8 protein-coding genes are annotated in these 14,350 nt (G+C 59.1%); all 8 read left to right on the top strand.

Annotated elements, in window-relative coordinates; genetic code table 11:
• The first annotated feature begins 3 nt into the window (after positions 1-3).
• The 8 genes from H7C18_RS13145 (at position 4) to H7C18_RS13110 (ending at position 14,297) form a co-directional block, all read left to right on the top strand.
• A complete protein-coding gene (locus H7C18_RS13145; RefSeq protein ID WP_185129533.1) occupies positions 4-1,536 on the top strand; it encodes an ABC transporter substrate-binding protein in 1,533 nt (510 codons plus the stop codon).
• A gap of 146 nt (positions 1,537-1,682) precedes the next feature.
• Entirely contained in the window at positions 1,683-3,497 is a 1,815-nt protein-coding gene (locus tag H7C18_RS13140; RefSeq protein ID WP_185129532.1) for a sensor histidine kinase, read from the top strand.
• A 9-nt stretch (positions 3,498-3,506) separates the two neighbouring features.
• Positions 3,507-5,108: a response regulator gene (locus H7C18_RS13135; RefSeq protein ID WP_185129531.1), complete on the top strand. Its 1,602-nt coding sequence runs from the start codon at positions 3,507-3,509 to the stop codon at positions 5,106-5,108.
• A gap of 124 nt (positions 5,109-5,232) precedes the next feature.
• Positions 5,233-6,606: an ABC transporter substrate-binding protein gene (locus H7C18_RS13130; protein WP_185129530.1), complete on the top strand. Its 1,374-nt coding sequence runs from the start codon at positions 5,233-5,235 to the stop codon at positions 6,604-6,606.
• 11 nt (positions 6,607-6,617) lie between these two features.
• On the top strand, positions 6,618-7,502 hold the full coding sequence (locus H7C18_RS13125; protein WP_185129529.1) for a carbohydrate ABC transporter permease: 885 nt from the start codon (positions 6,618-6,620) through the stop codon (positions 7,500-7,502).
• Positions 7,503-7,526: 24 nt separating this feature from the next.
• Positions 7,527-8,354, top strand: a complete 828-nt coding sequence (locus H7C18_RS13120) for a carbohydrate ABC transporter permease (RefSeq protein ID WP_185129528.1) — start codon at positions 7,527-7,529, stop codon at positions 8,352-8,354.
• A 15-nt stretch (positions 8,355-8,369) separates the two neighbouring features.
• Positions 8,370-10,031, top strand: coding sequence for an S-layer homology domain-containing protein (locus tag H7C18_RS13115; protein WP_185129527.1), 1,662 nt, complete (start codon positions 8,370-8,372; stop codon positions 10,029-10,031).
• Positions 10,032-10,046: 15 nt separating this feature from the next.
• The gene (locus H7C18_RS13110; protein ID WP_185129526.1) at positions 10,047-14,297 is read left to right on the top strand and encodes a discoidin domain-containing protein; all 4,251 of its coding nucleotides are present in this window, start codon (positions 10,047-10,049) and stop codon (positions 14,295-14,297) included.
• Positions 14,298-14,350 lie beyond the last annotated feature (53 nt).

The raw sequence follows: 14,350 nt of genomic DNA, 5'->3' as shown, positions 1-14,350 counted from the left end.
GGCATGAGAAGGCAGCAGCCGCTTCCGGGCCGCCTTGTCGTCTTCTTTCTGATAGCCGCCTCGCTGGCCATTTCGTCTTCGGGCTGCGCGTCTTCGTCCGAAGAAGGCGGGAACGCTCCGAACCCGGGCCATCTGGTGAACCTGATCTATTATACGATCGGGGAACCGGATCGGGACCTGAAGCTGGTGAACGACAAAATCAACGAGATTCTGGCCCGCAAGATCGGCGTTACGGTCAGCTACATCAAAGTGGGCTGGCAGGAATACGACGACCGGCTGAACACGCTGGTCTCTTCGGGGACTCCGTTCGATATCGCCTTCGCTCCGGAATACGCGACGTATGCCCAACGCGGCGCCTGGCTGAGGCTGGACGACTATCTCGCAAGCGTGGGGAAAGACATGTACGATGCCATCGATCCGAACTTCTGGCAGGGCATGCGCATGGAGGACGGAGGCATCTACGGCGTTCCGACCAACAAAGAGCTGGCCGTGCTCCAGCAGTGGATGTACCCGGATTCGCTGGTGCGCAAGTACGGAATCGACATCTCGAAGTACGACACCTTGGAATCTCTCGAACCGCTGCTTCAGATGATCAAGGAGAAGGAACCGTCCTATATTCCGATGGAGCTGGATAAGGAATCCCAGAACTTTTTCCAGTTGTACGACGACGAATACGTCCAGGACAAGACGCTTCCGCTCGTCGTCCGCTCCCAGGATCCCGACTCTCCGGTGCTGAACCTTTTCGAGACCGACGAGGCCCGGAAAATATTGAATACGCTCCGGCGCTATTACAAGGCGGGTTATATCAACGAGGACGCCGCGATGCGGGAAAGCCGGGGACTCGAGTGGGGGGAGAAGGTTTTCTGGAAAGCGGCGGGAGGAGGACCGTTATCGGAGAGCAGCTGGAGCAAGGACCGCGGCTACAAGGTGGTCGCTCAACCCGTCACCCCCGCCCTCGTCACGACGGAGTCGGTGCGGGGCGGCGTCATGGCCATAAGCGCCGATACGAAGCATCCGGTCGAGAGCGTCAAGTTTCTCAACCTGCTGAACACCGACCCCGAGGTTCGCAACCTGTTCAACTATGGGATAGAGGGGGTGCACTATACCTTGGATGCGAATGATCAGGTGGTGCCCATGTCCCCCAAAGGTTCGGGAAGCGGCCAGGCCCAGGAAGCCCCGTCGGGCTATGCGGGGGTGCAGTATACCCAAGGCAATTGGTTCATTCTGAACACGATGGGCGGATCGTTCCCGGACCCGCCGGACAAGTGGGACCAATTCCGCGCCTTCAACGCCAAGGCCGTCAAGTCGAGCGTGCTGGGCTTTACGCCGGACTTGTCCCGGATGCCGATTCAGATCCAGAACGTCCGGATGGTATGGGAGAAATACTACCCCAGCCTGATGACCGGCAGCGTGGACGTGGACACGGAGCTCCCCAAGTTCAACCAGGAGCTGAAGCAGGCGGGCCTGGACGAGCTGCGGGCCGAGGTGCAGAAGCAGTTGGACGCTTGGCGCGCCGTTCAACGATCGGAGCCTTGAAGCAGGTCTGTTGCGGATTTTCGCCGCAAGGCTCTATAATGAGCAAAGGAATCGGCAAGAACGGACGGGCGTTCCGACAACCGAATCCTAGGCCTTCGGCCGGCTCAACGGTTGCAGGGGAACGACGGATTGCGAGGCTGACGGCGATGCGGGGTCTGATTCGGAACGCGTATAACAACCGAACGCTCAGGGACAAAATCCTTCTTCTGAATGTGCTTATGATCGTATTCGTGCTGTCCGTCTTGGCGTACTTCGCCAATCACATCTCAAGCGGCATCATTATCGACAAGACGGAGCAGTCCGCCGTGCGTGAACTGGAGTTGATCGACTCCAACCTGTTCACGCTCATTCGCAGCATCGAAGATTATTCCAAAGTCGTCGCCTCCAACAACAGAGTGCAAGAGCTGCTGGGGGAACTGGCGGATCGAATCGACGGCGGCGGGCAGGCCGAAGGCGTCACCGACGTGCTCAGCATGAGGCCCGAGATGTACGCCGCCCTTGCCAACGTGATCTCCCCCAACACCCCCATCTTCGCTGCCTCCATCTTTATCGACAATCAAGAGATTTACAGCGACCGCATGATAGACAGCGCCAGCATCCGCAGCATAGCGGATGAGAAATTTCTGGAGGAAGCATCGATCAGCCAGAAGCCGACATGGTCGGATCTGCTGAAGTTAAGGCGGAATGACGGAAGGGAAGAGAACGTCTTCGCGGTCGCCAAGCTCGTGATCGATCTGAATACCGGCCGGAAGCTCGGCGTCGTCGTCCTGTTCATCGACGAGCAGACCATCTCCGGCATTTTCTCCGAGAATCGAAGCAGCACGGACAGCAAGCAGTATATCGTGAAGGACGGAGGCCGGATCATCTCCGCGGAGAACAAAGGCGACTTGAATCGGCAAGTTCGGGATGTCGTCCACATTCGCGCGGACCAGTTCGAACGGCTCGGGCGGGAGAATAAAGTGATTCTGTCCCGGCAAGGAGAGAAGTCTCTGTTGTCCATGCAGGAGTTCCAGAAGATCGACTGGAGAATCGTCAGCCTGGTGCCCATGCACGAGATCGCCAAAGACGAGACGATCATCCGGCGGCTCATACTCATTGTCGGTGCGCTGTGCCTCGCTTTCGCCTTCGTCTCTTCTTACTACATCTCCAATACGGTAACGATGCCGATTCGGAAGCTCGCCGCGATCATGAAAAAAATTCGCCAAGGCGATATGGACGTAAGGGCGGAACCGGCGAGCAATCATGAGCTCGGGATGCTGACCCGCGGATTCAACAGCTTAATGGATCGGATCCAGGAACTGCTCAAGGAAGTCGTCACCGAACAGAAGGCCAAACAGGCGTTCGAGTTCAAGCTGATTCAATCGCAGCTCAATCCTCACTTCCTCTACAATTCGCTAGAGACGATCCTGTCGCTGAACAAGCTGGAACGGTACGAGGAAGCGATGCAGGTGACCCGGACGCTGGCCGATTTCTACCGGAGGTCGCTCAGCGGAGGCCGGGACATCGTTCCCATTCGCGACGAGATTCGGATCATACGCGACTACCTCCAAATTCAGAAGCGGCGCTATGCCAACTACATGGATTTCTCTCTGGACGTCGAGGAGGACATCATGGATGATTCCGTTCCCAAGCTTACGCTGCAGCCTTTGGTGGAGAATGCCATCTATCACGGCCTGAAATCCAGGGGCAACAGAGGAAAGATTGCCATCAGAGGGTATCGCGACGGGGACCGGATCGTTCTCGAAGTGTTCGACGACGGGATCGGCATTCCGGAAGAGAAAGCCGCCTTGCTTCTGCATGGGGAACCGAGGGACGGAAAGAGCGGAGGCTTCGGTCTGAGCAGCGTCGACAGAAGAATCAAGCTGCTGTTCGGACCGGAATACGGATTGCGAATCGCAAGCGAGATCGGGAGCTTCACCCAGGTGAGCGTCACGATTCCCGCATTCAAGACGGAAGGGTGAGCGCGTCTCATGCTTAGGATCATGCTGGTTGACGATGAAAGTCTGTTCCGGGAGGCGTTGAGGAAGACGATCCCGTGGGAGTCGCTCGGGTACGAGATCTGCTGCGAGGCGGAGAACGGAATCGACGCGCTGGAGAAAATCCATCAATACAAGCCCCATGTGGCGCTTGTCGATATTAATATGCCGATGCTGGACGGCATCGAGCTGGCGGCGGAGATCAAGGAGAACGGGCTGAACGTTACGGTCATTATCATTACGGGCTATGAGGAATTCGCCTATGCCCGTCAAGCGATCGAAGTCGGCGTCGAGAATTATCTGCTCAAGCCGGTTCAGGAAGAGCAGCTGATCAAGGTGCTGGCGTCCGTCAAGAAGAAGCACGAGATCGCGATGGAAGAGTGGAAGCAGCAGGTGAAGGTGCATAAGCCGCTGCTTAAGGAGATGCTGCTCAACAACCTGCTGCAGGGGACGAAGGTGCTCGCCGCGGAGCAATGGAATCAATTGAAGCCGTCGCTCGCCATCGATCCCGACGCGGAAGCGTACCGGGTCCTGGCGGTAGAGATCGCGGATCCCAAGGAAGCCGGGTGGAACGACGAGGAGAAGCGGCTTTGGGCGTTTGCGGCCGCGAATATCGCGCGAGACGTCCTGGCGGCGGAGTGCACGTTCGACAGCTGCCAGGATGCGGATCGCCTCTGCGCGGTCGTCGCCGCGGCGGACGCGCGGGCGGGATGGCCGCTGGACCTGGCGCGGCTCGGCGAGAACATTCGCCAATCGCTTCTCAAGTACGCGAAGCTTGACGTTGCGGTCGGGGTCAGCCGCATGCGCGTAGGAGTCGGTCGCTTGCCCGAATCGTACCGGGAAGCGCTCTACGCCTTGAATCGTTTGCGTATATCGGGCAGAAACGGGGTGCTTGTCTACAGCGACGCCCCCGTGTCCGACGAAGCCGCTCTCCGCATTTTCCCGGTGGAGCAGAGGCAGCAGCTTCTGATGGGGGCGAGAATGAACGATTCCCAGTGGGTCGGCGATTTGATTCGTTCGATATTCGGCGAGATCAGGCAGGCTCATGCCCCCGTCGAATTGGTCGTCAATAAGTGCGTCGAGCTTGTATCGACCTGCCTGGAATTCGTCGATGGCACGGGAAACGAGATGAAGGGCGTGTTCGGGGAGGACAGCCGGCTGCTCGGCAACCTGTATGAACGAAGGTCGATCGACGAATGGGAGCAGCGGGTCCTCCGCATTTATAGCCGGGCGATGGCGGCCGTTGCGATGCAGGAGAATCAAAGCGCTTCCAAGACGGTGGAGAAGGCCAAGGACTATATCGATCGCAATTTGGGAAAGTACGACTTGAAGATCGACGAGATCGCCCGCCATGCGTATATCGGATACGGCCGCTTATGCGAGCTGTTTAAAAGGGAAACGGGAGTGACGATCAACAACTATATGACGGACGCCAGAATCCGTCAGGCGAAAAGGCTGATCGACGAAGGCTGCCGCAGCGTTTCGGCCGTATCGGCGCAGGTAGGCTACGCGGACGCGAATTATTTCGGCAAGTGCTTCAAGAAGAAATACGGCATCGCGCCGGGGAATTATATCGACAAACTGCTAGCGAAATAAAAAAGAGAAAATTCCTTATGACAGGATAATATTCCCTTCTTATGTCCGCCCAATGAACTTATGATGGATGAGAATTCACATAAGGGTCCTTACGCGAAGGGCAATTCGAAGGGGAGGATACAAGATGCGGAAATACGCAAAGCGGGGACTGTTGGCCGGGGCCGTCTTCTCGGCGCTGTGGCTGAGCGCTTGCGGGAACGACGGCAACAATGCTTCCGGAAACGACGGCGCCAAGCCAGGCGAATCTTCGTCAAGCCCGACGGGGCAGGCGGAGCAGACGCAGACGGAACCGGCCAAGGGAACGGAGCAAAGCGCGGAGAAGGTCAAGCTGAAGCTGATTACGATCAGCTCGGACGAGAGCCGGCAAGCCATCATGAACGATTACATCAAGCCGAACTTGGCCAAAGATCTGCCGAACATTGAAGTCGAATTCGAAGAGACGGCGGACGTGGCCGCGAAGATGAAAATTTACAACGCTTCGGGAGATTTGCCAGACGTATTCTGGAGCGGTTCGGATTATGCGCCTGCGATTATCAATGCCAACAACCAGCTGGATTTGAAGCCGTACATTACGAAAGACGGCTATATCGACAACTTCAACGTGAAGGAAGCGCTGGAATACAGGGGAGGCATCTATGCGCTCACCAGCGGCGCGGATACGTACTTCAACCCTCGCATTTTCTACCACAAGGATATTTTCGCCAAGAACAACATCGCCGTCCCGACGACGTTCGACGAACTGGTGGACGCGTGCAAGAAACTGGCCGCAGCGGGCATTCAGCCGATTTCGACGCCGGGCAAAGGGGGATGGTCCCCCGCCTTCTTCCTGATCCAAAGCATGATTCAAGTTGAAGATCCGGCCGTCATGCAGGACTTGGTCGCGAACAAGACGGACTTCGCCAATCCGGTCGTCAAGAACGCGCTGGACCGCGTGGCGACGCTTGCGAAAGCGGGCGCTTTCGGCAAAGGCGCCGCCAACCTCGATTACGGCCCGGCCAAGGAACTGTTCACCCAGAACAAAGCGGCCATGTACATGATGATGTCGTGGGAATTGCCGGATCTGGAGAAGAACGTGCCGGACCTGGATTATTTCCTCTGGCCGAAAGCGAGCGACAAGTTCGATCCGGCGGGCGTCGTGCAATATTGGGGAACTCCGCTGGCCGGCTATGCGGTAAGCGCGAAGAGCGAGCATCTCGAAGAAGCGGTGAAGCTGGCCGAATTCCTGAACAAGCAGGACGCGCTGTACTTCAACAGCACCGGCGCGAAGGTCAACTTCAAAGTGCCGGAATCGGCGCCGGCCGCGCCGCTGCAGCAGAAGAACCTCGACGACTACAACAAAACCGCGCTCAAAATCCCGACCTTGTTCTTCAATATGGACCCCAAGACGGCAGCGGAATACAACAACGCCGGATCGCTACTGATGACGGGCGACTATTCGGCGGACGAGTTCATTCAAGATTTCAACGAGACCTGGCATAGCAACACTTTTTTTAACTAAGGGGAAGTCCGATGGTTCGATTTTTCAGCACGAAAATTTCCATTGCCGTCTTTGCGTTCCCGGCGCTGATCGCGTTCACGGTGTTTGTCATCTATCCGTTGATTCCGGAGGTCGTGATCAGCTTTCAGAAGCATAACGGCTTCCGGAGCGACGGCTTCGTCGGGCTGGCCAATTATTATGAAGTCTTGTCGTCCAAGTCGTTCGGGAAGTCGGGTCTGAACACGCTCATCGTGGTGCTGATGTCCACCGTGTTGGCGCTGCCCTTGTCGCTGGCGCTGGCTTTGCTGCTGGGCTCCCAAGGCCAGGGAACGCGCAGGCTGTTCAAGGCGTTCGGAATGTTCCCGGCGATCCTGTCCGTCACCGTTATCGCCCAGATGTGGCTGGCGATCTATGAGCCGGAGTGGGGGCTGCTGAACAGCGTGTTCAAGGCGATCGGGCTTGAAGATTGGGGAAGAGAATGGCTGACCGACCGAGGCACGGTCATCTACAGCATCGCGGTCGCCTTCCTATGGCAGTATATCGGCCTGAACACGCTGTTGTTCTATACCGGGCTCAAATCGATTCCCCAGACCTATTACGAAGCGGCGCTGATCGACGGGGCCGGTCCGGTCAAGAGCGCCATCCGAATTACGATCCCGCTCATGCAGGACGTCATCAAATTCGTCTTGGTTATCTCCATTCTCGGCTCGATGGGAATGTTCGCCCATGTCGAGGTGATGACGCGCGGCGGTCCGGGGTATTGGTCGAGAACGATCGTATACGAATTGTATTACAGAGCTTTCATGTCCTCCGATTTCGGCGCGGGAAGCGCGGTAGCCGTTCTGTTCGTGATCGGGTGCCTGGTCGTTACGCTGCTGCTCAATCGATTCGTCGCCAGAGAGAGGCTGGAGTTCTGACGATTTTCGCAGGAAGGTGTTCGCATGCGCAGGAAGATTTACCGAAGGACGATTCAACTGTTTCTGATTGCAACCGGCCTGACTTTCATTTTTCCGCTGTACTGGATGCTGAATCTGTCGTTCAAGAGCAAGGAGGAAGTGTACGACAACGCATTCGGCTTGCCGCGGAACTGGTTTTTCGAAAATTATGAGAATACTCTGAAATCTTATCATTTTTTCGTCTACTTCAAGAACAGCCTGATCTACACGGCGGGCACGTTATTGCTGGTCATTCTGTGCGGAAGCATGCTGGCCTACTGCCTGGCGCGCATGAACTGGCGATTCGCCGGGGCGGCGTTAAGCTACATCTCGCTCGGGCTCGTCATTCCCGTCCAGGTCGTCATGATCCCGCTGTTTATGATGACGATGAGTTTGAAGCTTCAGAACACCTATCCGGGACTGATCATCCCGATGTTCTCGTTCGGGTTGTCGGCTTGCGTGCTCATGCTGTACGCGTTCTTCCGAAGCTTGCCGCGGGAGCTGGAGGAGGCGGCGTGCATCGACGGCTGCAACGTCTATCAGAGCTACTTCCGGATCATTCTTCCGATCGTCAAACCCGCTCTTGCGACGCAGTGCGTGCTCGTCTTCATGAACGTGTGGAACGAGTTCCCTTTAAGCTACATCTTGGTGACCAAAGAGTCTTACCGGCCGCTGACCGTCGGGCTGGCGAACTTCTTCCTGCAGATCGGAGTGACCGATTGGGGCCTGATCGGAGCCGCGATGATCATGACCAGTCTCCCGACCATCATCGTTTACCTACTCGGCAGCGAGAAGATCGAGCATGCTTTGACGGCAGGGGCGATCTTGAAATAAGGAGTGACTTGTGAGATGAAGCGAACAAGCCATCGAGCGGCCGTCGGCATCCTCTTCGCCGCCCTCGCGTTCGGAGCCTGGAGTCTTCCGTCCTTCGCGCCGGGGGCGGCTGCGGCCGGGGAGGACGCGAGCGCGCCGCAGGCCGAGTCGGGCGTTACGGTCCAAGCGTCGGCGGATCCGGCGACCCGGCAGGTCCGTCTGTACGGAACGCTGTCGTCCGGCGAAGGAGGCGCGGTTACGGTGAAGGTGCTGGACGCCGCCGGCAGCGTCGTCTATCTCGACCAAGCGATAAGCGGATCGGGCGGCGCCTATCAGTTCATTTATGAGCTGGACGCCGACGCCGAAGGCACTTACCGGGTCCAGGTTGGAGGAACGGGCGTACCCGCGCCCGTCCAGACGGAATTTACGTATACGAAGCCGCAAGACCCGCCGCCGCCGAGTAACGGCGGAGGCGATACCGGGACGGCGCCCGTCGTTGTCGGCGGCGGCAGCCGGGTGGAAGCGGGCGGCGAAGGAATCCTGATCGGGCAGCCCCGTCTGGATGGCGCTTCCGGGCAAGCCGTGCTTGACATTCGCGCGGAAGATCTGGAGGCCGCAAGAAATCAGGCGGTTCCGGACCGCAGCGGCGTCCGAACCGTCACGATTCAGGTGAAGCCGCTGGAGGGCGCGCATGCTTATGTGCAAAGAGTGCCGGCAGCGGCGATCTCCTCGGCGTCTCCCAACACCCGGTACCGGTTCGAGACCGGCGCCGGCAGCTTCACGGTGCCCGCCGACATGCTATCGTCCGAAGAGGTCCGGCCCGGAGATACCGTCGATCTGATCATCCGCCCCGTCGAACGGAGCGATCTGCCCTCTTCCTTGCGGGAACAGATCGGGGACAGGCCCGTCGTCGAGATCGTCGTCGCCGTGAACGGGAACGCCCGCGCATGGAGTCATCCCGGCGCTCCCGTCACGGTCTCGATTCCTTACCGGCCGGCCGGAGAGGAACTGGCTCATTCCGAACAGATCGTCGTGCTGTATCTCGACGAATCGGGAGCGGCCGTCCCGGTCACGAGCGGGCGATACGACGATCGGACTGGAGAAGTCGTCTTCGAGACTTCTCATCTCAGCCGGTACGCCGTTGCGTATGCGAGCAAAACGTTCGCGGACTTGACGCATGCCGAATGGGCACGGCATCCGATTGAGGTGCTGGCCGCGAAAGGCGTCGTTAACGGAACATCCGATACGGTTTTCTCGCCCGATACGCGAATTACAAGAGAAGACTTTATCGCCATGCTTGTTCGCACGCTAGGCCTTACCGCCGAGGTTACGGGGAATTTCGCCGATTTGCGGCCGGGGGACTACGCTTACGAAGCCGTCGGTGTCGCCAAAGCGCTCGGAATCGCGCAAGGGATCGGCGATAGCCGGTTCCATCCGAAGGAATCGATCACCCGACAGGACATGATGACGCTGACGGCGCGAGCGCTGACGAAGTTCAGGGACTTGCCGTCCGCGGAACCGGCGTCGACTTTGGAGCCGTTCCGCGATCGGGCGGATGTCGCCGGCTATGCGGCGGACGCTGTCGCTGCCTTGGTACAGAAGGGGCTGATCGAAGGCGCCGCAGGACGATTGAATCCGACCGGGCCGGCGACGAGGGCGGAAGCGGCCGTGTTCCTTTACAGAGTCTACAATTTATAACGGGAGGTCGATCTCGTGAATAACCGCGCAATCTTGCAGGGGCCATGGTTCAAGAAGCTGGCGATCGCATGCATGGCTGCGGCCAGCCTGGCCGCGCTGCCGGCCGGTCCGTCGGCTCATGCGGAGGAAGGAGGGATCGTCAGCCTTTACGTCTCTCCTTCCGGGGACGACGGCAACGATGGCTCGCTGGCCCACCCTTATCGTACGCTGCAGAAGGCCCGGGATGCCGTGCGGAATTTGAACGACGACATGAGCGGCGACATTGTCGTCTATCTGCGCGGCGGCACTTATGATGTCACCGACACGATAGCTTTCGACGAGACGGATTCGGGCACGAACGGGCACGACGTCATTTACCGCAATTATCCGGGAGAGACGCCCGTCATCAGCGGCGGCGAGCGGATTGGAGGATGGACGGAACAGAACGGCGTCTACCGGGCCGATGCGACGGGGATGAAATTTCGCGATTTGTGGGTGAACGGCAAGCGCGCCGTCCGGGCCCGATCGCAATCCTTCAAGATTAGAAGCTGGGACGATGCCGCTCAATTGATCAATGTGGACGCCTCCGCCGTGGACGCTTGGGGAGGGAAGCTGGACCCGCAGCTGGAGATCGTGATCAACCAGCACTGGGTTCGCTCCTACTCCAGGCTCGACGATTTCAGCGTCCAGGACGGCACCGCTTCCCTTCTCATGATGGAGGAGGCGAGGAAGAAGCTGTTCGGCGACACGTATCCGGACCGGGCGGCCAACCAAAGCATCCGCTTCGAGAACTCGCTTCTGTACCTGGACGAACCGGGAGAATGGCTGCTGGACGAAGCGAGCGCGACGGTCTATTACATTCCTCTGCCGGGCGAGACGCCGGAGAGCATGGATGCGCGGACCGGAGCTCTCGAGACGTTCCTGGACTTCAAGGGATCGGCGCCGGGCAATCGCGTGCACAACATCACGGTCAGCGGCCTAACGTTCGAGTACACGAAGTACCAGTATCCCATCGACAAAAACTACGTGAAGCCGGGTCAGGCCGGCTTGGCGGACGGCGTGTACGACGGCTCGAGAAGACAGCCTGCCGCCATCCAGCTGGAAGCGGCGGACCGCATCACGCTGGAGCGGAATGTCATTCGCCATACGGGAGCGACGGCCATCGATATCAGAGGCAGCTCCGGCGATAATCGCGTGATCGGCAATGCAATTACGGATATCGGCGGCAGCGGCATTTTCGAAGGCTTGTTCTCCGAGCCCGGAGCCAATACGACGGACCCGACGCGCATCACGAAGGGGAACGTCATAGAGAACAACTACTTGAACGGAATTTCGCTCACCTCGTGCGGAGTAGGCATCATCTCCGGATTCTCGCAGAACGTGACGATCGCTCATAACGAGGTGGCGAATACCGACTACAGCGGCATCTCGATGGGGTGGGGCTGGACCGCCAACGACACCTCTCTCCTGAACAATAACGTCGAGGACAACAACATTTACGGCGTCATGAAGGCGCTTGCCGACGGCGCGGCCATCTACACGTTAAGCAAAACTCCGAACAGCCAAATCGCCGGCAACTACATTCACGACATCGACAGCAGCGAGTTCGCTTCCAATTACCCGGTCGCAGGCATTTACCTGGATCAAGCGACATCGGGCTACAACATCGCGAACAATGTCATGACGCGGGTCGGACAGACGTTCTATGCCAACGTCGTGGCCGACGACGGGAACACCTTGACGAACAACGATTCCCAGGATCCCGCGATTATCGCGAACGCCGGACTGGAGCCGGCCTATTGGGATATCGTTCCGGGCGCCGAACTCGACCATGACGGCAGGGAGATCGCCGCAACGGAGCGGGGCAGCGTCCGGATCGACGGAACGGTCGCTTCTTCGGAGACGGCGGGCAGCACAGATGTCTCGATTACGAGAAATGATGCTGCGGTCTGGTCGGGCCATGTAGCGGCGCAAGCTTCGGCGTCCTTCAACCTCAATATCGACGTCGAGCCGGGAGACGTGATCCGCTTCGGCCCGCAGACCGGCGTAACCTGGCATTCGGAGGTCAAGCCCGAAGCGTACACGCCGAATCTGGTCATCGACAAGGTAACCTTCGACGGAATGGCGGACGGTGCGCCGAAGATCGACTATCGCAACCGGATCTATACCGTGTTGGCAAAGCCGGATGTCGACCTTGGCGACCTGGACGTTACGGTTACGACGCCGCCGGGCACCCGAGCCGGGCGAATCGGCGGGGATTCGCAAGATTACAGGGCCGATGCCGTCTTTCGGATTCGGCTGGACGAAGGGTCTAACAATCCGGATTTCGAAGGCGGCGTGAAATATAAGGATTGGAAGCTGAAAGTGCTGCGAGACTCGGAGAGCGTCTCGGTGGACGGCTATAATCTGGCGAACGAGCTGAACGACGTCGACAATTGGACGACGGCCGGCGGTTCGAAGAAGGTCGTGGACAACGGGATTCAATTTAACGGCGGCTACGCCTTGTACGAAGGGAAGAAATTCAACGACGAGCTGGCCACGTTCCATATGAAAACGAGCGACAGCGGCTGGCCGAGCATCGTCTTCCGCGTGCAAGACGGCGGCACAGACCCGATCGGACCGGGCAATGCCAGCTATATTACGGTCATCAAGTCGACGGGCATCGAGCTGCAGCGGTTCAACGACGGAGTCCGGACCGTATTCTACGGGAACGTGGGCGGACTGCCCAGCGTGTTCGGCGACGCCATCCCGAATACGATGTTCGACTTCGACAAGGACAATCTCGTGCAAGTCGGCGCGATGAACGCCGATGACGGCGTCCGGCTGGTCCTGTATATCAACGGCAAGCTCGTGTTCGATTGCAAGGACACGGCGGACGGCAGAATCGAAGCGCCCGGGTATTTGGGCACGTACCAGGCGGACAATTCTGTCACGCTGAGCCGGGCTCCGCAAGCGGGCGGAGGAGACGGAGAACCGCCAAGCGTAAGACCGCTGCTGGAGGTGGAACTCGGGAAGGCGAAGGCGCTGCTGGACGGAGCGGACATCGGCGACGGGAACGGTCAGTACCCGCAGTGGGCGAAGGAATATTTGCAATGGCGGATGGGCGAAGCGCAAAGCCGCTATAACCAAGCCGAGGCGACGGAGGAAGAGCTGAACGCGGGGCTGTCGGACTTAAAGGCGGCCGAGGCCGCCTTCGCCAAGTCGCGGAACGTGCCGGTCAATGTCGCGCTCGGCAAGCCGACGACCAGCTCCGAAGAGGGAAAGATCCTCGTCGGATACGGGCCGGATAAAGCCGTCGACGGCGTCATCGGCTTCGGCAACGGGTGGAGCGCGGAGTCGGGCGTCTGGCCGGACGGCAAGAGCATCAAGCCGTGGTTGACGATCGATCTGCAAGCCGCTTATTCGATCAGTGCGGCGGAAGTCGTCGCGAGACCGAACGGCAATTACGACGGGGAGAGAAAGACGTTCGAGATTCAGGCTTCCAACGACCCCGATTTTGCCGAAGGTCAATATACCGTGCTGGGAAAAGTCGACGCCACGCCGTTCGAGGGGGATTCCTGGCGGCTGGACGTGACGGATCCCCAGCCCTATCGCTACATCCGCTATGCGAAAACGAACGTCGATTACGCCTTCGTATCGGAGCTGAGCGTGTGGAGCGCAAGCAAGCCGGAGCTTTATTCGGTCGGCGGAACGGTGAAGGACTCGGCGGGCAACGGCGTATCCGGAGCCGAAGTCGACGTCTATTCCGCCGCCGCCGATTCAGATACTCCTCTGGGCACGGCGGTTTCCGGAGATGACGGCTCCTATGCGGTGTCTCCGGCCCTGCCGGCCGGCAAATACTTGGTGAAGGCGACCGGGGCAGACGGCCTCGTCGCGGAGCAAACCGTGTTCCTGCCGTATGCGGATGCGACCGACGTCGATCTGGCGTTGCTTCCGGATCTATCGATCGAGCCGGGCAGGTGGAAGATCGAATCGCCGCTCCTTACGGATGCGTCGGGCCGTCCGCTCCTGCATCTGGAGGCGTCCGGGAAAGTCCGCGCGGACGTGAAGATCGCGAACCTGCAGGCGGAGCCGCAAGAAGCGACCTTGATTCTGGCGCTGTATGCGCCGGATCATTCTCTCGCGAGCTACGCCGACGGGAAGATGACGGTCGCGGCGGGCGGCACGGTCCATTTACAGACCGGGCTTCAACTGCCGGGCGAGGTTGACGGTTATACGCTGAAAGTGCTGGTGTGGGACACCCTGGAGGGAATGCACCCTCTCGCCGGCGCGGTTCCGCTGCCGTAACGCGGCCGTCGGATGCAGAGTCCCCTGCCCCTGCGGCGGGGGACAGTCGCCAT

Source organism: Cohnella zeiphila, from assembly GCF_014212055.1.
GTDB lineage: Bacteria > Bacillota > Bacilli > Paenibacillales > Paenibacillaceae > Cohnella > Cohnella zeiphila.
Note: the sequence above shows the minus strand (reverse complement) of the source record. Positions and strands in the feature narration are given on the sequence as shown.